At 71.6% G+C, this 24,396-nt stretch carries 21 protein-coding genes and 1 tRNA gene; 9 read left to right on the top strand and 13 right to left on the bottom strand.

Features of this window, described 5'->3' with window-relative positions:
- Positions 1 to 92: 92 nt before the first annotated feature.
- The 4 genes from OHT51_RS09910 to zapE form a co-directional block, all read right to left on the bottom strand.
- A complete protein-coding gene (locus tag OHT51_RS09910) occupies positions 93 to 1,589 on the bottom strand; it encodes a SulP family inorganic anion transporter (protein WP_328884292.1) in 1,497 nt (498 codons plus the stop codon).
- A gap of 5 nt (positions 1,590 to 1,594) precedes the next feature.
- Positions 1,595 to 2,173: a carbonic anhydrase gene (locus tag OHT51_RS09905; protein ID WP_328878547.1), complete on the bottom strand. Its 579-nt coding sequence runs from the start codon at positions 2,171 to 2,173 to the stop codon at positions 1,595 to 1,597.
- A gap of 77 nt (positions 2,174 to 2,250) precedes the next feature.
- Positions 2,251 to 2,655 carry a hypothetical protein gene (locus OHT51_RS09900; protein ID WP_328878546.1) on the bottom strand — a complete coding sequence of 135 codons (405 nt, stop codon included), beginning with the start codon at positions 2,653 to 2,655 and terminating at the stop codon, positions 2,251 to 2,253.
- A gap of 175 nt (positions 2,656 to 2,830) precedes the next feature.
- Positions 2,831 to 3,940, bottom strand: coding sequence for a cell division protein ZapE (gene zapE / locus OHT51_RS09895; protein WP_328878545.1), 1,110 nt, complete (start codon positions 3,938 to 3,940; stop codon positions 2,831 to 2,833).
- A 37-nt stretch (positions 3,941 to 3,977) separates the two neighbouring features.
- On the opposite strand from zapE, the gene OHT51_RS09890 reads away from it, so the two are divergent.
- The 5 genes from OHT51_RS09890 (at position 3,978) to OHT51_RS09870 (ending at position 8,271) form a co-directional block, all read left to right on the top strand.
- Positions 3,978 to 4,853 (top strand): pyrimidine reductase family protein, encoded by an 876-nt coding sequence (locus tag OHT51_RS09890; RefSeq protein WP_443052451.1) that lies wholly within the window; start codon positions 3,978 to 3,980, stop codon positions 4,851 to 4,853.
- Between the two features lie 149 nt (positions 4,854 to 5,002).
- On the top strand, positions 5,003 to 5,476 hold the full coding sequence (locus OHT51_RS09885; RefSeq protein WP_328878543.1) for an indole-3-glycerol phosphate synthase: 474 nt from the start codon (positions 5,003 to 5,005) through the stop codon (positions 5,474 to 5,476).
- Positions 5,477 to 5,569: 93 nt separating this feature from the next.
- On the top strand, positions 5,570 to 6,961 hold the full coding sequence (gene murC, locus OHT51_RS09880; RefSeq protein ID WP_328878542.1) for a UDP-N-acetylmuramate--L-alanine ligase: 1,392 nt from the start codon (positions 5,570 to 5,572) through the stop codon (positions 6,959 to 6,961).
- A gap of 13 nt (positions 6,962 to 6,974) precedes the next feature.
- Positions 6,975 to 7,382 (top strand): peptide-methionine (R)-S-oxide reductase MsrB, encoded by a 408-nt coding sequence (gene msrB / locus OHT51_RS09875; RefSeq protein ID WP_328878541.1) that lies wholly within the window; start codon positions 6,975 to 6,977, stop codon positions 7,380 to 7,382.
- 142 nt (positions 7,383 to 7,524) lie between these two features.
- The gene (locus tag OHT51_RS09870) at positions 7,525 to 8,271 is read left to right on the top strand and encodes a PP2C family protein-serine/threonine phosphatase (protein WP_328878540.1); all 747 of its coding nucleotides are present in this window, start codon (positions 7,525 to 7,527) and stop codon (positions 8,269 to 8,271) included.
- Between the two features lie 89 nt (positions 8,272 to 8,360).
- On the opposite strand, the gene OHT51_RS09865 is transcribed toward OHT51_RS09870, so the two are convergent.
- The 5 genes from OHT51_RS09865 to OHT51_RS09845 form a co-directional block, all read right to left on the bottom strand.
- The gene (locus OHT51_RS09865) at positions 8,361 to 8,891 is read right to left on the bottom strand and encodes a TetR/AcrR family transcriptional regulator (RefSeq protein ID WP_443052450.1); all 531 of its coding nucleotides are present in this window, start codon (positions 8,889 to 8,891) and stop codon (positions 8,361 to 8,363) included.
- A gap of 203 nt (positions 8,892 to 9,094) precedes the next feature.
- Positions 9,095 to 10,297, bottom strand: coding sequence for an MFS transporter (locus tag OHT51_RS09860; protein ID WP_328878539.1), 1,203 nt, complete (start codon positions 10,295 to 10,297; stop codon positions 9,095 to 9,097).
- Positions 10,298 to 10,477: 180 nt separating this feature from the next.
- On the bottom strand, positions 10,478 to 11,503 hold the full coding sequence (locus OHT51_RS09855) for a lysylphosphatidylglycerol synthase transmembrane domain-containing protein (protein WP_328884290.1): 1,026 nt from the start codon (positions 11,501 to 11,503) through the stop codon (positions 10,478 to 10,480).
- A 199-nt stretch (positions 11,504 to 11,702) separates the two neighbouring features.
- On the bottom strand, positions 11,703 to 14,024 hold the full coding sequence (locus OHT51_RS09850; protein ID WP_328878538.1) for a hypothetical protein: 2,322 nt from the start codon (positions 14,022 to 14,024) through the stop codon (positions 11,703 to 11,705).
- Between the two features lie 3 nt (positions 14,025 to 14,027).
- A tRNA-Ser gene (locus OHT51_RS09845) sits at positions 14,028 to 14,099 on the bottom strand.
- Positions 14,100 to 14,114: 15 nt separating this feature from the next.
- On the opposite strand from OHT51_RS09845, the gene OHT51_RS09840 reads away from it, so the two are divergent.
- Together OHT51_RS09840 and OHT51_RS09835 are read left to right on the top strand one after the other, a co-directional pair.
- Positions 14,115 to 14,960 carry an ABC transporter substrate-binding protein gene (locus tag OHT51_RS09840; RefSeq protein WP_328878537.1) on the top strand — a complete coding sequence of 282 codons (846 nt, stop codon included), beginning with the start codon at positions 14,115 to 14,117 and terminating at the stop codon, positions 14,958 to 14,960.
- A 60-nt stretch (positions 14,961 to 15,020) separates the two neighbouring features.
- Positions 15,021 to 16,523 carry a glycoside hydrolase family 3 N-terminal domain-containing protein gene (locus OHT51_RS09835; protein WP_328878536.1) on the top strand — a complete coding sequence of 501 codons (1,503 nt, stop codon included), beginning with the start codon at positions 15,021 to 15,023 and terminating at the stop codon, positions 16,521 to 16,523.
- Between the two features lie 26 nt (positions 16,524 to 16,549).
- On the opposite strand, the gene OHT51_RS09830 is transcribed toward OHT51_RS09835, so the two are convergent.
- The gene (locus OHT51_RS09830) at positions 16,550 to 17,845 is read right to left on the bottom strand and encodes a glycoside hydrolase 5 family protein (RefSeq protein WP_443052449.1); all 1,296 of its coding nucleotides are present in this window, start codon (positions 17,843 to 17,845) and stop codon (positions 16,550 to 16,552) included.
- Between the two features lie 15 nt (positions 17,846 to 17,860).
- Here OHT51_RS09830 and OHT51_RS09825 point away from each other — a divergent pair, with 15 nt between their 5' ends.
- Together OHT51_RS09825 and OHT51_RS09820 are read left to right on the top strand one after the other, a co-directional pair.
- Positions 17,861 to 18,892 (top strand): N-acetylglucosamine kinase, encoded by a 1,032-nt coding sequence (locus OHT51_RS09825; RefSeq protein WP_443052448.1) that lies wholly within the window; start codon positions 17,861 to 17,863, stop codon positions 18,890 to 18,892.
- Positions 18,889 to 21,123 (top strand): glycoside hydrolase family 3 N-terminal domain-containing protein, encoded by a 2,235-nt coding sequence (locus OHT51_RS09820; protein WP_328878534.1) that lies wholly within the window; start codon positions 18,889 to 18,891, stop codon positions 21,121 to 21,123. The genes OHT51_RS09825 and OHT51_RS09820 overlap by 4 nt, the downstream gene beginning before the upstream one ends.
- Here OHT51_RS09820 and OHT51_RS09815 read toward each other — a convergent pair.
- The 3 genes from OHT51_RS09815 to OHT51_RS09805 are packed head-to-tail and all read right to left on the bottom strand — an operon-like array spanning position 21,113 to position 24,386.
- On the bottom strand, positions 21,113 to 21,997 hold the full coding sequence (locus tag OHT51_RS09815; protein ID WP_328878533.1) for a carbohydrate ABC transporter permease: 885 nt from the start codon (positions 21,995 to 21,997) through the stop codon (positions 21,113 to 21,115). The genes OHT51_RS09820 and OHT51_RS09815 overlap by 11 nt on opposite strands.
- Entirely contained in the window at positions 21,994 to 23,013 is a 1,020-nt protein-coding gene (locus OHT51_RS09810; RefSeq protein ID WP_328878532.1) for a carbohydrate ABC transporter permease, read from the bottom strand. Before OHT51_RS09810 ends, OHT51_RS09815 begins: the two co-directional genes overlap by 4 nt.
- 2 nt (positions 23,014 to 23,015) lie before the next feature.
- Positions 23,016 to 24,386: an extracellular solute-binding protein gene (locus OHT51_RS09805; protein WP_328878531.1), complete on the bottom strand. Its 1,371-nt coding sequence runs from the start codon at positions 24,384 to 24,386 to the stop codon at positions 23,016 to 23,018.
- Between the last annotated feature and the right edge of the window lie 10 nt (positions 24,387 to 24,396).

Genomic DNA, 24,396 nt, shown 5'->3' with positions numbered 1-24,396 from the left:
CCCGGTCCGGGGCCATGGACGGCTCCGGACCGGGCACCGGGCCAGGGGTCACACCTCACCGGGGGCACACGCCACCCGGAGTCGTACGCCGGTCAGGGTGCGGTGACCCGCACCGGGTCGGTACCCGCCGCGGTGGGAGTACCTCCCGCTTCGAGCGAAGTCGAGAAGTGGGGGAGGCGCTCGGCCCAGCTCTCCAGGGCCGTACGGCAGGCGTGGTCGAGGTGGTGCAGTCCGGACAGGTCCAGCTCGACCGGGCGGTCCTGCGGCAGGGCCTCCAGGCTGTCGAGGATCTTCGGTAGCCTGAGGAAGGTCGCGTTGCCCGACAGGTACGCCTGGATCGGTCCTGCGCCCTTGTCGATGACCTCCAGCTTCACGTGCGAGGCCTCCCAGGCGGTCTTGGCGACCGACAGGGCCAGACCGATCAGCACGCCCTCGAACATGTTCACCGTGACGATCGAGACGGCGGTGGCGACCAGGATCAGTGCCTCACCGCGGTGCCCCCGCCACAGGGAGACGATCCCGCGGAAGGGGATCAGCTTGAAGCCCGCGTGGACCAGGATGCCCGCCAGCGCGGGGATCGGGATCAGTGCCAGCGTGGCGGGCAGCAGCGCCGCGAACAGCAGCAGCCATACGCCGTGCATGACACGCGATGCCTTCGTCTTCGCGCCCGCCTGGACGTTGGCGGAGCTGCGCACGATGACCGCGGTCATCGGCAGCGCCCCGAGGACGCCGCAGACCGCGTTGCCCGCGCCCTGCGCCATCAGCTCCTTGTCGTACTCGGTGCGCGGCCCGTTGTGCAGCCGGTCCACGGCCGCGGCGCTGAACAGCGACTCGGCCGACGCGATGAGCGTGAAGGCGACGATCGTGGCGAGCACGCCGACATTCGCAAGCTCACCGAAGGCCGTCAGGGACGGCGGCTGGATGGAGCCCAGCAGGCCCTTGACCTCGACGGTGGCGACGGGCAGGGAGAACACGGCGGCGACCAGCGTCGCCAGACCGACCGCGGCGAGCGGACCGGGAATCGTGCGCACCTTGGCCGGCAGCCGCTTCCACAGCACCAGGACGGCGATGGTGCCGGCGCCCAGCCCGATCGAGGCCAGCGCCCCGGTGTCGCCGACGGCCCCGGCGAGCGCGCCGGGCAGCCCGGCTATTTTCTCCAGGCCGGAGGCGGGCGCCTTGGCATCCGCGACCGAATAGAGCTGTCCGGCGATGAGCACAAGGCCGATACCGGCCAGCATGCCCTCGACGACGGAGACCGAGATCGCCCGGAACCAGCGCCCCAGCTTCAGGGCGCCCATGAGGAGCTGGAGCGCCCCGGTGGCGAGGACGAGCACACCGAGGACCGGCAGCCCGAACTCCTGGACCGCCTCGAAGACCAGCACGGTCAGACCGGCGGCGGGACCGGAGACCTGAAGGCTGCTGCCGCGCATCAGGCCGGTGACGATGCCGCCCACGATGCCGGTGACGAGCCCGAGCTCGGCCGGCACTCCGGAGGCGACGGCCACGCCGACACACAGCGGCAGCGCGACCAGGAAGACGACCAACGAGGCGGCGAAGTCCTGCCGCAGATGAGGGTATTTGGTCATCATCATGATCACAGAGCCTCGAACGCGTCGGTCTCGGCGCTGTGGGCGCGCACGGCGCCCTTGTGCACCTCGTAGTACCAGGCGTGCAAGGTCAGTTGACGCTCCTTCAGCTTCTTGTCGATGAACGGGTACGAGCGCAGCCGCAGCAGCTGCGTCAGCACATGGGCCTGGACGCCTTCGGCGACCTCCGGGTCCTCGGCGGCGCCGGTCGGGCGCGGAGTGGCGTGCGAGAGCCAGTCCCGCACGGCAGGTACGGAATCCAGGTCGTCGCCGCGCACCAGCGCGCCGACGGCACCGCAGTGGGAGTGGCCGCAGACCACGATGTCGCTGACGCCGAGGACCTCCACGGCGTACTCGATCGTGGCCGCCTCGCTGGTGGGGTGCTGGGAGGCGTACGGCGGGACGATGTTGCCCGCGGTGCGCAGCTCGAAGAGCTCGCCGGGGCGGGCCCCCGTGATCAGGGCCGGTACGACCCGGGAATCGGAGCAGGTGATGAACAGGACCTGCGGAGACTGCCCTTCGGCGAGCCTGGCGAACTCCTCAGGGCGCTGTCCGAACATACGGGCGTTGTCGATGAGGGGCTGCATGTGTGGTGACTCCTCCTGGCGCGCCTCAATGGCGCGTCGGGGTTTACATGACAGGGGTGGGGGGACTGCTCTGCTGCTCAGCAGCGGAAGATCTGAAGCCCCGCCGGAGTGTGGGACGTCGAGGATCTCGACGTGCGCTCGTGCGCGGCGCCGGCTTGGGCCGGCAGGTGCGCGGACGTGGAGTCCCGGGCGAGCAACGGTCGGTCGGGCGCCTGCGGCCCGGAGTCGGCGAAGCGCGGATGGACACGGGTGCGCAGTGGACCGGTCGGGTCCCCGTCACCGGACGGGACGCAGTGGCGCGACGTGAGGGTTTCGTCGCGCAGCGCCTTCCCGGAGAGCTTGATTCCGGGTTGGGCCTTGGCCTCTGCCTGACTCGCTGTGTATGCGTGTGCGAAGGCCGCGCCGGGTGCGAAGAACTGAAGGGCGAGCAGAACCGCGGCGAGGATCGAAATCGGGGTCCGAACCGTCGTACCTCGGAACATGCGCCCCCCTCTACTCAGTCCACGCCTCATGCACGTGCCAACACTTGGTCAACCGTTGGTCAAGAAACACGTTAACCCGGCAACGTTGTTTGCAGGGTTAACTTAACGTTTCGAGCTGAAGAGAGCCTGAAAGCTGAGGGTGGCTTGGCTTGAACTACCCCTTGACCAGGGGGAGTTACTGGGTTACCAGGACCTTGGCGTCACGGGCCAGCGCGGTGAGTCGCGAGATCGCGCGGAAGTACTTCTTGCGGTAACCGCCCTTGAGCATGTCCTCGCTGAACAGCTGGTCGAACGGCAGTCCGGAGGCCAGCACCGGCACTTCACGGTCGTAGAGCCGGTCCGCGAGCACGACGAGCCGCAGAGCCGTCGACTGGTCGGGAATCGGCTGGACGTCGGTGAGACACACCGCCTTCAGGCCGTCCGTCAGCGCGCCGTAGCGGCTGGGGTGGACGCGGGCGAGGTGCTCCAGCAGATGCGGGAAGTCGTCGAGCGAGGCGCCCTCGGTGGCATACGCCGCCTTCGTCACCTGTTCGTCGGAGTACGGCGCGGGCGCTTCGGGCAGGCCGCGGTGGCGGTAGTCCTCGCCGTCGATGCGCAGCGCGTGGAAGTGGGCCGACAGACCCTGGATCTCGCGCAGGAAGTCCGCCGCCGCGAAGCGGCCCTCGCCGAGCTTGCCGGGGAGGGTGTTGGAGGTGGCGGCCAGCGCGACACCGGCGTCGACCAGCTTCCCGAGCAGCGTGGAGACGAGGACGGTGTCGCCCGGGTCGTCGAGCTCGAACTCGTCGATGCACAGCAGGCGGTGGCCGGACAGGGTCTGCACCGTCTGCTGGAAGCCGAGGGCGCCGACGAGGTTCGTCAGCTCCACGAAGGTGCCGAAGGCCTTGAGGGACGGCTCGGCCGGGGTGGCGTGCCAGAGGGAGGCGAGCAGGTGGGTCTTGCCGACGCCGTAGCCGCCGTCGAGGTAGACGCCGCGGGGGCCCGCCGGGGTCTTGGGCGCCTTGGGCCTGCCGAACCCCAGGAAACCGCGCCTGGCCTTGCCGGCGCCGCTCGCGTGCGCACCGCCGAGCCCGGCCGCGAAGGTCTCCAGGACACCGACCGCCTCGGTCTGGCTGGGCTGGTTCGGGTCCGGGATGTAGGTGCTGAAACGGACCGAGTCGAAGCGGGGCGGCGGCACCATCTCGGCGACCAGCCGGTCCGCGGGCACGTGCGGCTCACGGGCGCACAGGGACAGCGGGCTCGCTTCGGCTATGGGGCTCGGCCCGGAGGCGGCGGGGGAGGACGACACGGGTCACCATGTTAGGCGCCGTGCCACACTCCCTCACATGCGACGCCTGTTCCCTGTGACCGATGAGACAGCAGCGAGGGCCTCCGGCGGTGCTGCCGGGGACGACGGGGCCGGGGCGCCCGGAGGGTCTTGGGTGGGTGAGGTTCGCCGTGGCGCCGGGTTCCCCGGTGACGATCTCGTCGACCGTGAGTGGAGCCTCGCCGAGCTCGCCGCCGCATACGCCTATCCCGAGCCGGGTCCCGGTGGGCGACAGCCCTGGCTGCGGGCCAACATGGTGTCCACGCTGGACGGGGCGGCCCAGCACGACGGGCGTTCGCAGCCCATCTCCACCGCGACCGACATGCGGATCTTCGGCACGCTGCGGGCGCTGGCGGACGTCGTGCTCGTCGGCGCCGAAACGGTGCGCCAGGAGGGGTACCGTCCGGCACGCGCGCGTGCCGAGTTCGCCCAGGCCCGCGAGGCGGCCGGGCAGGGGCCCGCACCGGCCATCGCGGTGGTGAGCGCCGGCCTGGGCCTCGACTTCAGCCTTCCGCTCTTCACCTCGCCCTTGGTGCCGACCCTCATCCTCACGGGCGCCGCCGCGGCCCCGGACCGCGTCGCGGCCGCGGAGAAGGCGGGCACCCAGGTGGTGATCGCCGGTGACGGCGTCGGCGTGGACCCCGTACGTGCCGTCCAGGCCCTCGCCGAGCTCGGCCACACCCGCCTGCTGACCGAGGGCGGGCCGCGGATGCTCGGGCAGCTGGTGGCCGCCGGAGTGCTCGACGAGCTCTGCCTGACGATCTCCCCGATGCTCACCGCGGGAGACGCCCAGCGGATCGCCGGCGGGCCGTCGGTGCCGGTTCCCAAACGGTTCGAGCTGATCTCCCTGCTGGAGGAGAACGGCTTCCTGTTCAGCCGCTACCGGCGGACGTGAGGTTAGTTCGGTTCGGAAATGGGTTCTATGAGTGCCGTGCGCCCGAAACGGCGGAATCCATCGTTCCGTTTGGCTTCCGCCGGGCACACTAAAACTCGCAGTCCCCGTGCGAGCACGGGGCAGGATGGTTTCCGCAGAAGGGGCGCCCGGTGTTCACAAGCGTTTTGATGATCGAGAAGGCCCTGACGTCCGCCGACGTGGAGTTCGTCACCACCTTGCACGGGGACGAGGAGGTCTCGTTCCATGTGCTGCTCCAGCCGCGGGGTGAGCAGGCCGACAGGTTGCTGCGCGCCATCGACGACATCGCGCTCGGTGAGCTGGACGAGGCGGTCCGGGAGGGGAACACGCCGGAGGGACAGGAGGCGCTGAGCACGGGGGAGCGGGCACTGGAGGTGTCGCTCACGGCTCTGCGTACGGCCGGAGCGGCGGCCGAGGGGCGGCTCCTGGAGGACCATCCGCTGGACGCGCTCAGAGCGGTGGTGGACGAGGTCGGGGCGGACGAGGTGATCGTGCTGACCGACCCGCACTATGTGGAGGAGTTCTTCCACCGGGACTGGGCGTCCAGGGCTCGGCACAAGGTGGGGGTGCCGGTGCTGAAGCTGTTCTCGCACAGCAAGGCGTAGGGGCACGGTCCGCGGCGTCCGGTGCGCGAGGTCCGCGGTCCCACCCAATAGGCTGGGGCCTCACCGTCGTATCGCACTCCTGGGAGAACACGCATGGCACCCGGCATTCCCCACGCCATGGACCGACCGCACTTCATCGGCATCGGCGGGGCCGGGATGTCGGGGATCGCGAAGATTCTCGCGCAGCGTGGGGCCAAGGTGGCCGGCAGTGACGCCAAGGAGTCCGGAACCGCCGAGGCCCTGCGGGCCCTGGGCGTGACCGTGCACATCGGGCACGCGGCCGAGCACCTCGCCGACGACGCCAGCTGCGTCGTCGTGTCGTCGGCGATCCGGCAGGACAACCCCGAGCTGGCCCGCGCCGCCGAGCTGGGCGTTCCGGTGGTGCACCGGGCCGACGCGCTCGCCTCGCTGATGCACGGGCTGCGCCCGATCGCCGTCGCCGGTACGCACGGCAAGACCACCACGACGTCGATGCTGGCGGTCTCCCTGAGCGAGCTCGGGCTGCGGCCGTCGTACGCCATCGGCGGTGACCTCGACGCCCCCGGCTCGAACGCCCTGCACGGCGACGGCGACATCTTCGTCGCCGAGGCGGACGAATCGGACCGCAGCTTCCACAAGTACGCGCCCGACGTCGCGATCGTCCTGAACGTCGAGCTCGACCACCACGCGAACTACGCGTCGATGGACGAGATCTACGAGTCCTTCGAGACGTTCGCGGACCGCATCACCGAGGGCGGCACGCTGGTGATCTCGGCCGACCAGGACGGGGCGCGGGAGCTGACCCGGCGGGTCTCGGCTCGGGATGTGCGGGTGGTGACGTACGGCGAGGCGGAGGACGCCGACGTACGGGTGCTGTCCGTGCTGGCGCAGGGGCTGAAGAGCCAGGTCACCGTCGTATCGGACGGGCAGGAGCTCACCTTCGCGGTCTCGGTTCCCGGCCGCCACTACGCGCTGAACGCGGTGGCCGCGCTGGCCGCCGGTGCGGCGCTCGGCATCCCGGCCGCCGAGCTGGCCCCGGCGCTGGCGGCCTACACCGGCGTCAAGCGGCGGCTGCAGCTGAAGGGCGAGGTCGCGGGCGTCCAGGTCATCGACTCCTACGCCCACCACCCGACCGAGATGACGGCCGACCTGGAGGCGATGCGCGCGGCCGCCGGGGACGCCCGGATCCTGGTCGTCTACCAGCCCCACCTGTTCTCCCGGACGCAGGAGCTCGGCAAGGAGATGGGCGAGGCCCTCGCCCTCGCGGACTCCTCGCTGGTCCTGGACATCTACCCGGCCCGCGAGGACCCGATCCCCGGTGTCACCAGTGAGCTGATCATCGCCGCGGCCCGCGCGGCGGGCGCCGAGGTGAGGCCGGTGCACGACAAGAGCGAGGTGTCCTCGCTGATCGCGGGAATGTCGAAGCCCGGTGATCTCGTTCTCACCATGGGCGCGGGCGATGTCACGGACCTGGGCCCGGTCATTCTGGACCGCCTGTCGAAGTGAGGGGCAAGGACTCATGTCGTACGACATCGAAAAGCCGGACGAGCAGTGGCGCGCGGAGCTGACCCCGGCCGAGTACGCCGTGCTGCGCGAGGCCGCCACGGAGCCCGCCTTCACCGGTGAGTACACCGACACCAAGACGACGGGCGTCTACTCCTGCCGGGCCTGCGGCGCGGAACTCTTCACGTCCACCACGAAGTTCGAGTCGCACTGCGGCTGGCCGTCCTTCTACGACCCGAAGGACACCGACGCGGTGGAGCTGATCGCGGACCGCTCGCACGGGATGGTGCGCACCGAGGTGCGGTGCGCCCGGTGCGGGTCGCATCTCGGGCACGTCTTCGAGGGCGAGGGTTACGCCACGCCGACCGATCAGCGGTACTGCATCAACAGCATCTCGCTGCGGCTGACGGCGGACGAGGACTGACGTGGAAGGGGCGCCGCCGGTGCGGCGCCCCGCTGCGCCGGTACGCCGGATGCCGGTGTTCCCGGATGTTCCTAGACTCGAAGGGGACGTCCGGCCCCGGCGGTCAGTTCGGTGAGCCCGGTACGGAAGGCGGTGGCGCTGCATGCCGTACGTCGCGGTGAGTGCGATCAGCCATCCCGGACTGCTGCGCGAGCGGAACGAGGACAGCCTCGTCGTCGGGCCGTGGACGCTGTGCGCCACCGTCACCGAGAATCCGCAGACCCTGGTCTTTCCGCTCGGTACGCCTTTGGTCGTGGCCGTCGCCGACGGGCTCGGCGGGCATCCCGGCGGCGATGTGGCCAGTGCGCTGGTCGCCCGCCGGATCGCCTCGCTCGGACCCGCCATGACCAGCGAGGTCGCCGTCCGTGACGCCCTGAACGCCTGCAACCGCGCCGTGTACCAGGCGGCCGGCGGTGACGAGGGAGGCGACCTGGCGGCCATGGGGACGACGGTCGCCGGCGTCGTCGTGCAGCCCGACTCGCTGCTGGTGTTCAACGTGGGCGACAGTCAGGTCTACGTGGCCGACGGGGATGGACTGCGCCAGGTGAGCGTCGACGACAGCCCTCCGCACCCGGCCGGGCGCAGTACCTCCCTGGTCACCCAGTGCCTGGGCGGCTCGCCCGCGTTCCGGGCCGTCGGTCCCCATGTCACGGAGGTGGCCCTGGCCCCCGGCGAGCGCTACCTCGTCTGCTCGGACGGGCTCACGGACCCGGTGCCGACGGACGTACTGGAGGAGGTGCTGCGCGAGCACGACGACGGCCAGGCGGTGTTCGAGCTGTGGAAGGCCGCCATTGAGGCGGGCGGGCCCGACAACATCACGGTGGCGGTGGTCCGGGTGGGGCAGGAGTAGGTCGGCCCGCCGGGATCTCGGCCTCGGGGCCGGTCACCTCCGGGTAGATGGCGCCGCGGGTGCCGGGGGGACTCATGTGCAACGGTCCGTCAGGGGGACGCGGACGACGACTCGCGGGCGAGGGTCAGGACGAGCCGGGCCGTGGTGTCCACGAGCTCTTGGTCGATGGCTGCGCCGAACACGAGCACGCGGTAGTACAGCGGGCCGAGCAGAAGGTCCACCAGGTGATCGAGGGTCCGTTCGTCCACGACCGGTTCGTGGTCGTGGGCGAGGAGCTCGCGCAGGCCGGTCACGTCGCGCTCGCGTTGCTCCTTCAGGAAGCCTTCCCGCAGCGACACGGCCGTGTCGCTCTCCAGTTGGGCCTGGCCGAGCAGGGCCTGGAGTACCTGGCCCGCCGGCTCCTCGAAGAAGTCGGCCACGCGCCGCAGATGGGACGCGAGGTTCTCCTCGGCGCTCGCGGACTCGTCCGTCCGCCACTCGAGGGCCTCGCGGGCGTCGTCGATGAGGGTGTCCAGAAGGATGTCGACCTTCGAATTCCACCAGCGGTAGATCGTCTGCTTGGCCACGCCGGCGCGCTGGGCGATGCCCTCGATGGTCAGACCGGTGAACCCCCGCTCCACGAGGAGATCGTCGGCGGCGTGCAGTACCGCGAGCCGGACGCTCTCGCTGCGGCGTGGGCCGGTTCGGCTGATGACCGGGTTCTGTTCGCCGGCCGGCTTTGGCTTCCGCGTGGCGCTGATGGTCCCGTCAACCTTTCGAGTCGTGCGTGTGGGGAGATTCTGGCACAGGGCCCCGGGGTGAACCGCTGTGCGGGGGACCGGACTCAGGCGGCCTTCCGACCGGTGCGCACCAGGCTGAGCAGTACGCCGAGGGAGAGCGCGGCGACCACCGCGCTGAACGTCTCACCGGCGGGGCGCAGGCTGGTCTCGCGGATCAGGACGCCCACGCCGATCGCGGGCACGGCGAGCATCGAGTACAGGATGGCGAAGAACGTGGACACCGAGGCGCCGCGGTGCTGAGGAGCGCTGCGCGTGGTGATGCTGCCGATGCCGTGGCCGACGGCGATGCCGGTCGCCAGTCCGTTGACGGCGGCACCGACGAGCAGGGGGGCCAGGGTGCCGGTGGCCATCGAGGCGGCGATCAGGCCCGCGGCGACGATCAGGCCCAGGCAGGACGCGGGCAGGGCGGTGGCCGGCTTGAGGGCGCGCACCAGGAGCTGTCCGAAGGCGGTGCAGGCGAAGGCGACGAAGACCACGAGGCCGGTCAGCGCGTGGCTGGTCTCGTGCAGCATCGTGCCGAGGAAGAGACCAGTCACGGCCGTCAGGACGCCGAGCACCGCGAAGCCCGAACCGGCCGCCATCGCGGAGCGCAGGAAGTCCGAGCGGATCTCGCCCGGCACGTGCAGCGGCTGGAACTGGAGCGAGAAGCCGGACCGGTGGTTGGAGCTCTCCCCGTTCACCATGACCCCGAGCATGCCGATGGCGGCCAGCGCGAGCATGACGACCCAGGGAGTGCGCAGTGGAGAGGGGGCGGCATCGGCCAGGATGCCGGCCAGCAGCGTGCCGCAGGCCAGGCCGCCCATGTTGGCGAACAGCGCGACCGTGGCGGGCTTCACGCGGGCGTCCGGCCCGAGCCGTTCGGCGAGGGAGGCGGTGGCTGCGCCGGTCACCAGGGCCGCCGAGAAGCCCGAGATCACACGGGCGACGAGCATGGCCCCGAGGTTCTCGGCGACCAGGAAGACGGCCGCGGCGCACACGGACAGGAAGGTGGCCGCGATCAGCACGGGGCGGCGTCCCACCTGGTCCGAGAGCCGGCCGAAGACCAGCAGCCCGAGCACGACGCCGAGCGCGTAGACGGCGAAGATCACGGTGACGGTGAAGGGGGTGAAGCCGAACTCCTCGCCGTAGAGCGGATAGAGGGGGGTCGGCGCCGTGGTGCCCGCCATGGTGATCCATAAGGCGAACGCCACGCTGAACACGGCGAGCCCGCCGCCCTTCACCCTCTCTGATGCGTTGGTCCGGTCCATGGCGCGGACGGTCGGATTCCCCAAGGGTATGGCCTCTCATGAGCGGGTGTGAACAGGAGACGCACACAGGTCAGGGGCGAGACTCACCGTTGCGTCTATTCAAGAGACTAGACCAGCCGTCGCGTCTATTCAATCGGCTCCGACGATGCCGGGCGACTGCCTCGGGCCCCGGCGGGTGGGTCAGAGAAGCTTGCGCTGGACCATGACGGAGAGCACCAGGGCGCCCGGCAGCAGGGGCACCCAGACCGTCATGACGCGGTAGCCGATGACGGTGGCCGCGGCCAGGCCCATCGGGGCTCCGAAGGTGACCATCGTGAACACCAGGGCCGCGTCCACGGGGCCGATGCCGCCCGGCGCCGGGACCGCGCCGACCGCCGTGCTGGCGAGGAGGAGCGCGAGGGTCACCTGCGTCCAGGACAGCGGCAGGCCGAGCGCGAAGCCGACCGAGGCGATCACGCTCGCCTGGAGCAGCGGGGTCGCTGCGGCGCCGCCCCACAGGGCGAGGACGCGGCTGGGCCGGGTGTGCAGGATCCGCGCGTCGGTCAGAGCGGTGCGGACGAAGCCGAGGAGGGGGCGGCGCAGTGGCCGTACGGTCGTGACGAGTACGCCCGCCGTGACGAGGGCGGCCGTCACGCCACCGGCGACCAGGAGCAACGTCCGCTCGTCCGGGACGAGTTCGCCCAGGTGCAGCAGTTCGGGGAAGGCCACGAGGAAGCCGAGCAGCACCACCGTCTTCGCGATCGGCTTGACCAGCGAGTACAGCGCGAGTGAGGCGGTGGCCCGGGCCAGGGGGATGCCGCAGTACTGCAGGAAGCGCAGGGTGACGGCGTGGGCGCCGATGCTGGCCGGCAGTACGTGGTTCGCGGCGCCGGCGGCGAACTGCGAGGCGATCAGCAGGCCGGGCGGCAGGCGTTCCGGTATGGATCCCTGGCGGACGACCGAGGCGGCCAGCCAGCCCATGCACGTGAAGAAGAAGCCGGCCAGCAGCCACCAGGGGTCGGCGGAGGCCAGCCGCAGGGCGCCGTCCTGCACGGTGTGCCAGTCGGCCACCGCCCACGCCCCGATCAGCAGGAGCGGGAGCAGCGTCAGTGCGTGGCGGACGAGGGTTGCGGGGGAGAAGCGGGAGCGGGGACGGGCGGGGGTGGCGGCGAGGGTGGGGCAGGCGGGCAGCGGTCCGGGGAGATCGCTGAGCGGGAGCGAGGACACGGCGCGGTCGTCCTTCCGCGTCACACCCGCGTGGACGCGGGCGGACGGCTTGAGGGCGAGGCAGGAGGGGACGTGGGAAACGTGCCCGTCCGTCATGACGGCGCGGTGTCCGGCAGTCGAAGCGGCGTCGGCGGGCGAGCGACGCGACCGGGGCTGCGGCTCTGCCGCCGTCCTCAGCCGCTGCCCCCGCGCTTCGCCCTCACCGCATCCAGTGCGGTCCGGTGCTCCATCCCAGGAACCGGCGGGCGCGACCCCCGTCCGCCGTGCCGTCCGCGCCGAACGTGCCGCCCTCGGCGGTGCGGACCAGGCCCGCCAGGGCCGGGGCCAGCCGGGACCTGACGTGGGCGGGGTGGCGGGCCGCCTCCTCGTCCAGCGTGCTGAGGAACCGCCGCTGTTCGTCCGGCGGGCACAGGGACAGGGCGAACAGCATCTGACGCCAGGCGTACGCCGCGTCCTTGATGGTGGGGAGGGGACGCTTGTTGTTGTGCACCTGCGCGGTCAGCCGGCACACCGTGTCGAAGCATCGGCGCGCCAGGTCGGACCAGCCGGGCTGCGGGGCGATGCCCACCCGGTGGACGAGCGTGGCCAGGTTGTGCGTGGTGAGGATCTGCGCCTGCTCGATCACCTTGCCATTCGCCGCCACGGACCAGGAATCGGACCCGGACGCCGTCCCGGCCCGCTCCGTGCACAGCCGCGCGAAACCGGGAGACGTACGGGCCCCGTAGGAACGGCTGAGCGCCTCGCCCGTCTCGGCGATCGCGAGGTTGCGGATCGCGGCGTAGTCGATGCCGTAGTAGCGCTCGTACAGCGTGCCGCGGAGCAACTCGGCCGCGACCCGCGCCGACTTGAGGAACTTCGGGCTGAAGGTGCCCATGAAGATGTCGGCGGCCAGCTCCTCCACGAACGGGACGCCCAGGTCGCACTGGCGGCCGAGCACGCCGAGCTCGCGGACGAGCGGGTTGGGCAGGACCGTGCCCGGGAAGGCCTGCACGGCCAGCTCGCCCAGCTGCCGCAGCACGGTGAACGCACCTTGCTCGTCCGGCTTGCCCAGCACCGCGGCGCGCTGGCCGGACACCGCCCGCACCCAGGGCAGTTCCTCGACGCGGACCTGCCGTTCCAGATTGAGCAGGAGCAGCGAGCGGCGGTTGCGGAAAGCCCGGTAGTTCGCGGCCATCAGCGCACGCAGCGTCTCGTCGCCGTACGCCAGCGCGGTGGTGGCGGCGACCAACTGCGGTACCAGCTCGGCCAGGACCTCGGCGGAGGGGACGACGCCCCGCTCCACGAGCGTACCGATCGGCGCGCTCAGTGCGGACTCGACCACCTGCCGGATCACCGCCGGTATCTCCGCCCCGGTGGGCAGGCCGGTCTCGTGTGCCTCCTGCTCCGTCACGGGCGTCAGCAGCGGGGGTACCTCGATGATGCCGCTGTCCTGGGGCAGTTCGGCGAGCCTGCGCAGCATCAGCTGGGCCAGTGCGTGGTGGGAGGGGAGCGCCGCCTGGCGCGCCTGCTCCCGGCGCAGCGCCGTGTGCGGTGCGGAGCCGGGCAGGCCGCGCCGCCGCACCATGGAGTCCACCGCGTGCCGCAGCAGCCCGAGCCGGCGCGCGTCCAACGGCCGCCCGGCGACGGTCTCCTCCAGCGCGCCGCGCAGAATGCCCAGGTTCTGCCTGGGGTTGAGGTGCTTGGTGCAGCGGGTATGTGCCGCGGCCAGCATCCGGTAGCGGTCCAGCAGGGCGGCGCCGCGCTCCAACCAGTCGGTGTCCGGGGCGAGTTCGAGCACCCGGCCGTCCCTTGCGGTCTCCAGCCAGTGGACGAGCATGGCGTCGCCGAACGGCTGCCATACGGCGAGCGCCTCGCGCTGGGTCTCCACGGCGGCGTTGGGCCGTCGCCGTATCAGGGTGTCGACGGAGTCGGAGACGGTGTACCGGTGGACGGCCGCGTCCGCCTCCGCCGCGCCGCTCGCCGACGCGGGGCCGTCCGTCGGCCGGGGCAGGAAGCGCAGTCGGCCGGCGAAGGGCTCCAGTTCGGCCGCGAGATCCAGCGCCGCGTCCGTCTCCCCGTGCCGCACCAGCCAGGCCATCGTGAGCAGCGCGGCCTCCTCGGGCACGCCGATCTCGTAGCGGCCGCTGTCCAGCCGGGCCCACAGCCAGGCCAGTCCGGCGTCGGTGAGGCAGTGGGCGAAGAGCGCGCGCCGCTCGGCCGGAACCCCGAACTGCCGGGCCGCCTCGGTCTCGTACGGCTGGAGCGGGCCGCCCGCGCTCGCGGTGCCGGTGGCGAAGCCGCCCCGCACCACCTCGAGGGTCACCCAGGCCGGAAGCCCGGCCACCGGGGTGCGCGAACCGGCCGCCAGCCGCCCCGCGGCCATCCCCGCGAGGACCGCCCGCCAGCGCTGCCCGCGCTCCTCGGCACGACGCCGGGTGCCGGCGTCCTCGTGGGTCAGTGCCGTCGTGAAGGCCTTGGCCAACTGGGCCGCCGGGTAGGCGGCGGCCGCGGTGAGGGGCTGCTGCTCAGCGTTGTCGTCCATAAGCCGACGTGGCAGGTTCCGCCCCTGCGCCCTCCGGGTCTCAAGCCCGGCGCTCTGCTGCTGAGCTACACGTCGATGGGAGCCGAGGCTATGCGTCGGGTTGATCGACGGACAAGCGCATTTCCTCTGTACGACTACGGCATCGAGTGCGACGGCGTCTTCGGCCCCACCGAACCCGTCGGCGGCAAGCCCAACCCGCAGGCCGGCGACATGGACGTGGCGAAGCTGACGAGCCTCGGTACGGACTGGGGGCAGTTCAACGTCGAGAAGTACGCGACACTGGGGCCCGACCTGCTGATCAGCAACATGTTCCCGGCGCCCGACCTCTGGTACGTCCCGCAGGAGAGCCGCAAGAAGATCGAGGCGCTCGCGCCCAGCGTCGGCATCAGCGTCGCCCGCACCTCCCTGCTGAACCCGCTCAAGCGCACCGCCGAACTCGCCGAGGCGCTCGGCGCCGACCTGAAGGCGAAGAAGGTGACGGACGCCAGGGCCCGCTTCGACAAGGCGGTCGAGACCCTGCGCGCGGCGGCCGCTGCCAACAAGGGGCTGAAGGTCATGGCCATCACCGGCGACAACGAGCAGTTCTACGTCGCCGTCCCCGACTCCTATGTCGACCTGAACTACTACAAGGACCTCGGCGTGGAGTTCGTGGAGGGGAAGAAGTCCGACGAGTGGGGCTTCTGGGAGTTCCTGAGCTGGGAGAACGCCGACAGGTACCACGCGGACCTGATCATGGTCGACAACCGATCCTCGGCCATGAGCGCCGAGCAGCTCGCCGCGAAGGCGACCTGGGGGCAGCTGCCCGCGGTCGCGGCGGGGCAGACCGTGCCGTGGGCGATGGAGGAGCGCTTCAGCTACGCCGGGTACGCGCCCGTGCTCGAACGGCTGGCGGAGGCCGTGGGAAGGCGAAGAAGCTGTCCACGTGAGGGTCTGTAGTTGAATCAGCCAGCCATCGAAAGGTTGACTTTAGGCTGACCCAGCCAGAACATTGCCGGGGTGAGCCACTTCGAGCACGCGTCCCCCCGGTCGGCCGGCCTCCCCGTCGACCTGGACGAAGCCGCCCACCGCTGTCTCGTCGCCGGGTTCGACGGCGCCACGAGCGTGCCGGACACGCTCAAGGAGCTCATCGACCGTGGCCTGGGCGGGGTCATCCTCTTCACCCGCAACGTCCGTGACGCGCGGCAGGTGCGCCGCCTCACGGACGAGCTGCGTGCCATACGCCCGGACCTCCTGGTCGCCATCGACAACGAGGGCGGCGGCATCGGCCACCTGGTCGGCGCCGGCGCCCCGGACGTCCCCGGCTCCTACGCCCTCGGCGTCGCCGACGACCCGAACCTCACCGCCCGCTGCGCCGACGCGCTCGCCGGGCACCTCGCCACCCTCGGCATCACCGCCTCCTACGCCCCCGTGGCCGACCTCCAGCACCGCCCCGACAACCCGATCGTGCGCACCCGGTCCTTCGGCGCCGCCCCCGAGCTCGCCGCCCGCCATCTGCGCGCCTGGATCACCGCCACCGAGGCCCGGCGCATCGCCTCCTGCGCCAAGCACTTCCCCGGCCACGGCGGCACCGCCACCGACAGCCACCACGGAATGGCCGTCGACCCGCGGCCGTACGACGAACTGCGCGCCGATCTCGAACCGTTCCGCGCGGCGATCGCGGCGGGCGTACCGATGCTGATGAGCGCCCACGTCGTGTTCCCGGCACTGGACCCCAACCGCCCCGCCACGCTGAGCCGTCGCGTCCTGGGCGATCTGCTCCGCCACGACCTCGGCTTCGACGGCGTCCTCGTCAGCGACGCGCTGGAGATGAAGGCGATCGCCGACCAGTACGGCGAGGCGGCCGGCGCGCGCATCGCGCTCGCCGCCGGTGCGGACCAAGTGATCGTCGCCGTACGGGACTTGAACGTCACCCTCGACTGCCGCGACGCCGTGCTCGACGCCTTGCGCACCGGTCAACTGGCCGAGGAACGGATCGAGGAGGCCGCGGGTCGGGTGCGTCGGCTCGCCGAGCGGTACGCGACCCCCGTCGCCGACGTGGCCGACTGGGATTCGGGCGCCGGACTCGAGGCCGCCCGCCGCGCCGCACGGAGCCGGGGTGTGCCGCCCGCCGTGCGCGGCGCCCACGTCGTCGACCTGTTCCCGCCACCGCACCCCGCCCTCAACTGGGGCGGCGAGGACCTGCTGACCGAGGTACGCGCGGTCGACCCCACGGCCACGGGCACGGCGGTCACCGGGGAACCGGCGGACCCGGCCGAGCTCGTCGACGGCATGCTGCGCCGCTGCGGATCCGCTCCGCTGGTCGTGGCCACCTGCGACGCCGGGCTGCACCCCTGGCAGGTTCGGCTGCGGGACGCCCTGCTGGACCGGCGTCCGGACGCGGTGCGGGTGGACACCGGGCTCCCGGAGGGCGGCGCGCTGTGCTCGTACGGGCGGGGGCGGGTGAACCTGCGGGCGGCGGCCGAGGCGCTGGCGGGCGTCACCGACGGCACCGACAGCTGAAAGGGCGGCCCACCGCCGCACGGCGCTCAGGACGGCCGTACGACCTCCTTGATCCCCCTCGCCGCCAGGTACCCGGCGTCCGCCGCCCGCTCGGCCAGGACCACCGCGGGGCGTGCACCTTCTGCCCGCATCCGCATCCACGCCTCGAAGTACGCGCCGCCCGGACCGGACGCCGACCGGGTGCCGGGTGTGCAGTCCAGAAGCAGGGCGATGTCGCGCGGTGGGGCGGGGCGGTGTCCCTGACGCAGGTCGGCGACGGTCTCGGCGAGCGCCTGCGCGATCGGCTTCGGACGGCCCTGCGCGTCGAACAGGCCCAGCGTGTACTCCAGTTCCGGGAAGTCCGCCAGCGACCGGTCCACGTCGTGCGAGCACCACCAGGTCACGCCCCACAGCCCCGGGCACTCGGCCGCGTTCCGTACGGTCTCCCGTGCGAAGTCCGGCGCGTCGGCGGCCGGTATGTGCGGCTCGGGTGCGCCCGTCTCCTGGACCCAGACAAGGCGGGCCGGGTCGTCGGCGTACGCCTTGGCCAGCTCGGTGCCGTACTCGGCGAGGTGCCGCACCTGCGGTGAACGCGGGCCGTAGCGGCGGGCGCAGTCGCCGGAGAACACCCAGGGGTGGACGGTCGTCACATCGCCCTTGCGGGCCGAGGCCTCGGGGCTGAAGGGGTGGTCGTCGCCGTACCAGGCGGCGTCGTACGCGGAGTGGGTGACCAGGCCGCCGTCGGCGCCGAGGCCGTCGCGGGCGGCGGCCAGCAGGGTGTCGAGGTAGTGGTCGACCTCGTCGACCGTCACCGGGTTGTGCTCGACCAGGTTGTTGAGCTCGTTGCCCAGTTGGAGCCCGATGAGGTTCGGGCGGCCGGTGAGCGCGCGGCCGAGGGCGCGCAGGAGGGCGGCCTGGGCCTCGATGGCGTCCGGGTCGGTGAAGACGTTGCGGTGGTGCCAGCTGCGGGTCCACTCCGGGTAGAAGTCGAAGCTCGACAGATGGCCCTGCACGCCGTCCACCACGACGTCGAGCCCTGCCTCGCCGGCCAGGTCCACGAGGCGCGTCAGCTGGTCGACGGCGGTGGCGCGGACGAGGGTGCGGTTGGGCTGCAGCAGCGGCCAGAGGTGGAAGACGCGGACGTGATCGAGGCCGAGGCCGGCTATCGAGTCCAGGTCCGCACGCGCGCGTCCCGGGTCGAAGTCGTGCCAGGAGTGGAACCAGCCCTGGCGGGGCGTGTAGTTGACGCCGAAGCGGAGCGTGTGGATGGGATCCTCCTCGGGCCGGGCCCGCTCTGCGGGCTCGGGGCGGGCTCTCGGCCTTGTCCAATAGGAATGTATCAACCACCATGGGCGTCGATGAATAGTGATTTGAACCAAAGCTCGCCCGGGGAGGCGCGTGCGTACGTCGTCGGCCTGGACGCCGGCGGCACCCGCACCCGCGCCGTCCTGGCGCCCCTAGGCGACGGTCAGCCCGAGGGCGAGGGCGTCTCAGGCCCGGGCAACGCCCTGACGGTCCCCGGGCCGCAGCTCACCGAGCACCTCGCCGAGGCCCTCGCGCACGCCGTGCCGGCGGAGTTGCGCGGTCATGTCGTGGCGGTGGCGGGCGGATTCGCCGGCGCCTCCCGGACAGCGCCCGACGAGCCGGGCCGGGTCAAGGCGCACGCCGCGCTCACCGTCGCGCTGAGCCGGCTCGGCATCAGCGCCGACACGGTCGAGATCCACAGCGACATCGAGGCCGCCTTCGCCGCCGCGCCGGGCAACCCCGCCGACGGCCTGGCCCTGGTGGCCGGCACCGGCGCGGTCGCCGTGCGCATCACCTCACGCGCGTGCGCCGAGACCGCCGGCGGCGACGGCTGGCTGCTCGGCGACGACGGCAGCGGCTTCTGGATCGGGCGCGAGGCGGTACGGATGGCGCTGCGCATGGCGGACGGACGGGGCGGGCCGACGGGGCTGGCCGCGTCGGTGGGGCGGGAGCTGGGGGTGCCGGAGGATGTACTGCCGGGGGAGATGCCGGACCCGTACGCCGGCGGAGCCTGGACGCGCGCCCGGCGCGAGGCCTACCGCATGCACCTGCTCCCCGCCGTGATGAACCGGCCGCCGGTTCAACTGGCCCTGCTCGCACCGCTCGTCGCCGAGGCCGCCCGGCACGACGACGCCGTCGCCGCAGGCATCCTCGAAACGGCCGCCGACCACCTCACGGGCGCCGTCCGCGCCCTCGAACCCCGGCCCGGCGAACGCATCGTCGTCACCGGTGGCCTGCTCGGCGACGACGGCCCGCTCACCGAGCCGCTCACCGCCAGGCTCCGGACCCTCGGACTCACCCCCGACCCGGTGGCCGACGGCTCACTGGGCGCCGTGGCCCTCGCCCGTCTGGGGTACGGGAGTTGAGCGGCGTCAGCGCGCAGCCGCACCGCGCCGGCCTCCCGCACACCCCGCCCTACCGCGACGCCACCGCCCCCGTCGACGCCCGCGTCCGCGACCTGCTCGCCCGGATGACCCTGCGCGAGAAGGTGGGCCAGCTCAACCAGCGGATGTACGGCTGGAACGCCTATCGCCGCACCCCCGGCGGCGGCTTCGAACTCACCGACGCCCTGTACGCCGAGACCGACCGCTTCGAGGGGCTCGGCGCCCTCTACGGACTCCAGCGTGCCGACGCCTGGTCCGGCGTCGACCACGGCAGCGGGCCCGGGGCGGAGGACAGCGCCGCCCTGGCCGAACTGGTGCAGCGGCATGTCGTCGAGCGGAGCCGGCTCGGCATTCCGGCACTGTTCGTCGAGGAGGTCCCGCACGGCCTCATGGCCCTCGACGGCACGGTCCTCCCGGTCAATCTGGCCGTCGGCGCCACCTGGGACCCAGAGCTCCACGAACGTGCCGCCGCACACGCCGCCGCCGAACTGCGCGCCCGTGGCGGCCATGTCGCTCTGGTCTCGGCACTGGACATCGCCCGCGACCCGCGCTGGGGACGTACGGAGGAGTGCTTCGGCGAAGACCCGTACCTGGCCGCCCGGCTCACGGAGGCGCTGGTACGCGGCATGCAGGGCACGGGGGAGTTCTTCGCCGGCGACAAGGCCCCCGTCGTGCTCAAGCACTTCGCCGGACAGGGCGCCACCGTCGGCGGCCGTAACTCCGCCGAGTCCGAGCTGGGCCTGCGGGAACTCCACGAGATCCACCTCCCCGCCGCCCGCGCCGGGATCCGTGCCGGGGCCGCCGCCGTCATGGCCGCGTACAACGAGGTCGACGGCATGCCCTGCTCGGGCAACCGCGCCCTCCTCACCGAACTCCTGAGGGAGAGCTGGGAGTTCGACGGCCTCGTCATGGCGGACGGCCTCGCCGTCGACCGCCTGGCCCGCATCACGGGCGACAAGGTCTCCGCGGGCGCGCTCGCGCTCAACTCCGGAGTCGATCTGAGCCTTTGGGACGAGGGCTTCACCCATCTCGAGGAAGCGGTCGGGCGAGGGCTCGTCAAGGAGCCCGTCCTCGACGCCGCCGTCGCCCGGGTGCTGCGGCTCAAGTTCCGGCTGGGCCTGTTCGACGGGCAGCCCGCGCCGGCCCCCGCCCCCACCGGAGGCAGGGAGATCAGCAAGGCACTCGCCCGGGCCGCGATCACCCTCCTCCGCAACGACGGCACGCTGCCCATCGGCGAGACGGTCTCGCGCATCGCCGTACTCGGACCCCAAGCAGCCACCGCAGCCCACCAGTCGGGCGACTACACGGCGCCCCAACGCTCCGGCACCGGCGTCCTCGACGCACTGCGCAGACTCGCCCCGCCCGGCGTCGACATCCGGCACGCCCGGGGCTGTGCCCTCACCGGCGGCGACCTCTCCGGTATCCCCGAGGCCGTCGCCGCGGCCGCCGCCTCCGACCTGGCCGTGCTCGTGCTGGGCGGCAGCAGCGCACGCACCTCCGGCACCGAGTTCGACGCCAACGGGGCGGCACTCCACGCGGTGTCCGAGATGACCTGCGGCGAGGGCGTCGACCTGGCCGACCTCAGGCTGGGCGCCGCCCAGTACGCCCTCATGGACGCCGTCGTCGCGACCGGCACGCCCACCGCGGTCGTCCTGGTCCAGGGCCGCCCGCACGTCGTGGCGGGCGCCGCCGGTGCGCTGCTCACCGCCTGGTATCCCGGTCCGTGGGGCGGCGAGGCGATCGCCGAGGTGCTGCTGGGACACGCGGAACCCGCGGGCCGCCTCCCCGTCTCCGTGCCGCGCTCCGCCGCCCAACTCCCCGTCTACTACAACCACAAGGACACCGAGTACGGCGGCTACGTCGACCGGAGCGCCCAGCCGCTCCACTCCTTCGGACACGGGCTGTCGTACACGAGCTTCGAGTACGGCACGCCACGGCTCTCCGGCACAACCGTCACCGTCGACGTCACCAACACCGGTGGGCGGTACGGGCGCACGGTCGTTCAGGTCTATCTGAGGCGGCTGATCACGTCGAGCTGGCCGCGTGCCCTCGAACTGTGTGCCTTCGAGGGCGTCGGCCTCGAACCGGGCGAGCGCCGGACGGTTGCCCTGACCGTGGAAGACACCCGGGCCGACTCCGTCGAGATCCGTGTCGCGGAGTCGGCCCGGGCGGCATCGGGCGCCGCACCCGTCGTACTGGACCTCAGAGTTTGACGGCCCCCGAGGAGACCCCCTTGTAGAACCACCGCTGCGTGATCACGAACAACACCAGCACCGGAATCACGGAGATCACCGACCCGGCCATCACCATCCGCTGGTCGTACCCGAACGACGAGCTCTGCAGCCGCGACAGACCGAGCGTCAGCGTCATGTTGCCCTCCGAGCGCAGCACGATCAGGGGCCAGAGGAAGTCGTCCCAGGCGCTGATGAAGGTGTTGATGACGACCACCATGATCGCGCCCCACGCGGACGGCAGATACAGGTGCCGGAAACGCTGCCACTCGTTCGCCCCGTCGAGCATCGCCGAGTCCTCGATCTCGCGCGGCACCGCCAGGAACGCGCCGCGCATCAGCAGCACGTTGATGGCGCCGACGAAGCCCGGCAGCCAGACGCCGGCCAGGCTGTCGACCAGGCCCAGGTCGCGGATGCTCAGGAACAGCGACACCATGATCGACTCGAAGGGGAACATCATCGAGGCGACCAGCACCACCCAGACCGCCCGGCGGCCCTTCCAGCCGGGCTTGGAGAGCATGTAACCGGCCGTGGTGGCGAAGACCAGCTGGCTGGTGACGGACAGGACGACCACGATCATGCTGTTGCGGATGTACGTGGCCACCGGGACCTGATCGAAGACCGTCCGGTAGGCCCGCAGGGTCGGGTCGTGCGGCAGCAGGGTGGCGCCCGCGCCGAAGACGTCCTCGCCGGTGCTCTTCAGCGAGGCCAGGAGCTGCCAGAGCAGCGGCCCGACGGTGAGGCCGAGGACGAGGAACAGCAGCAGATAGCGGACGATCAGCTCCCTGGGGCGGCCGTAGTCCCGCCAGCGTGGCATCAGGCGCCGGCGGCCGGCCGGGGCGGCGGTCGTCGTCATGCCTCGTCCTCCTTCGTCAGGCGCTGCGCCAGCAGGGTCAGCCCCAGCGTCAGCAGGAACAGGGCCACGCTGACGGCCGAGCCGTAACCGGCGTCGCCGGTGATGGGGTCCAGGCCGACGTCCCGGATGTAGAAGGGCAGGGTGCGGTCGGCGCCGCCCGGGCCGCCGGTGGAGCTGCCGAGCATGTAGATCTCGGTGAACACCCGCAGTGAGCCGATGCCGGTGAGCGTGCCGACGAGCATCATGGCCTGGCGGACGCCGGGCATCGTGATGTGCCAGAAGCGGCGAACCGCGCCGGCGCCGTCCATGGCCGCGGCCTCGTGCAGCTCCTTGGGCACGTTCCCGAGCGCTGCCAGGTAGAAGACCATGTACCAGCCGAGGCCCTTCCACAGCGTCAGGCCCATCGCGGACAGCAGGATCAGCCACGGGTCGGACAGGAACGGGATGGCGTCCCGGATCAGATGGGCCTTCTCCAGCCAGGTGTTGACGAGCCCGTCGTCGGCCAGCAGCCACTGCCAGCTCAGGCCGACCACGACGCTGGACGCGAGCACCGGCGTGTAGAAGGCGGAGCGGAAGAAGCCGATGCCGGGGAGGTTCTTCTCCACCAGCACCGCCAGCATCAGCGGGAGCAGCACCATCAGCGGTACGACGATCAGCGCGTACAGGACGCTGTTGCGGGTCGCCAGCCAGAAGTCGGAGTCGTCCAGCATCCGCGTGTAGTTGTCGAGTCCGACGAACCCCGCGGCGCCGCCGAGCGGCTTGGCGTCGGTGAACGACAGCAGGACCGTGTTGAGGAACGGGAACACCCCGAAGACCACCGCGCACACGATCGCGGGCGCGGTCCACAGCCAGGGCAGCCACCAACGGCGGTACATCGCCGCCCCGTTGGCGCCGGGCGCGGGGCCGGGCAGCAGCGCCCGGGCGAGCCGGCGGGCACGGGAAGGGGCCGGGCCCGGCACGGAGTCGGCGGACTCCGCTCCGGGCACGGTCACCGGGTTCGTGATCTGTGCCGCCACCGTCAACTGCCCTGCTTCAGCAGCTCGTTCGCCTTCTTCTGAGCGTCCTTCACTGCCTGCTCGGCGCTCTTGTCGCCCTGCATGGCCAGCTGCACCTGGGAGACGATGGCGTTCTGCACGGCGGGGGAGAGGTTCGTCTGGTAGGCCGTGGCGGTCTTCAGCTGCTCGGCGACGAGCTTGCGGGCCTCCGAGAACGGGTCGTCACCGTCGGCCTTCTGGAAGAACGGGTCGTCCAGCGACTCGGTGGTCGTGGGGAAGATCACCACGTTCGGGTCCTTGCACCAGGCCGTCTGGTTCTCGGCGTTGGTGAGGAACTGGGCGAACGCCAGTGCCGTGGGGGCGTTCTTGCTGGTCGCGGCGACCGATATGTACTGCGGGGCACCGGTGGTGTGGCCGAGCGCGTCGAAGGGCTGCTGGCCGACGCCCGTCTTGTCGTACACGGACGGGCTGTTCTGCTTCACGAAGCGCACGAAGCTCGGGTTCGTCGAACCGTAGGCGACCTTGCCCTGGCTGTAGAGGGTGGAAGGGTCGTTGCTGGAGGACAGCGAGTCCTTCGGCATGGCGCCCTCCTTGTAGAGCTTCGCCATCCACTCGACCCACTCGACGGTCCTCGGATCGTCGGCGAACGCGGCCGATCTGCCGTCCGCGGACAGCGTCCTGATGTTCATCTGGTCCCAGTCGGCCGGGATCCGCCACACGGGGTTGGCCATCGTCGCGAAGTACTTGCCGTCGGCCGCCTTCGCGATCTTCTCGTAGTCGGCGAACAGCCCGAACATGGTCGTCGGCGGCTTCTGCGGGTCGACCCCGGCCTTCTCCAGCAGGTCCTTGTTGTACGTCAGGACGATGCCGCCGGTGTACCAGGGCAGCGCGGTGTGCACCGACTTGCCCGAGGCGTCCTTGAAGGTGCTCGACTTCCAGAACGCCGGGACGAACGGCTTCGAGGCGCCGGGGTCCTTGGTGGCCACGTCGAGCAGGTAACCGGCCTTGGTGAGGGCGGTCGCCGTGTCGGAATTGACGTTGATCACGTCGGCCAGGGTGCAGGCCTGGGCGTCGGCGACGGTGCGTGACGTGAACGTGTTGTCGCCCGGGTCGTCGATCCACTTGACCTCGGTGCCGGGGTTCGCCTTCTCGAAGGACTCGATCACGCCGTCGAAGAACCCGCCGAAGTCCTTCTTCAGGTTGGTCGTCTGGAAGGTGATCCTTCCCTCGACCTCGCCGGTGAGCTTTCCGGAGCCCACGTTGCCCTTGTCGACCTTGCAGCCGCCGGCGGAGGCCTCCCCGTCGTCGGAGCCGCCGGACAGGCCGCAGCCGGCGGCCGTCAGGGTCAGGACCACCAGACAGGCAAGGGATCCGGTCAGTCTTCTCGCGCGCATTGCTGCCCTC

This window comes from Streptomyces sp. NBC_00299, from assembly GCF_036173045.1.
Lineage (GTDB): Bacteria > Actinomycetota > Actinomycetes > Streptomycetales > Streptomycetaceae > Streptomyces > Streptomyces machairae.
The sequence above is the reverse complement of the archived record's forward strand: the minus strand, read 5'-3'. Positions and strand labels throughout refer to the sequence as shown.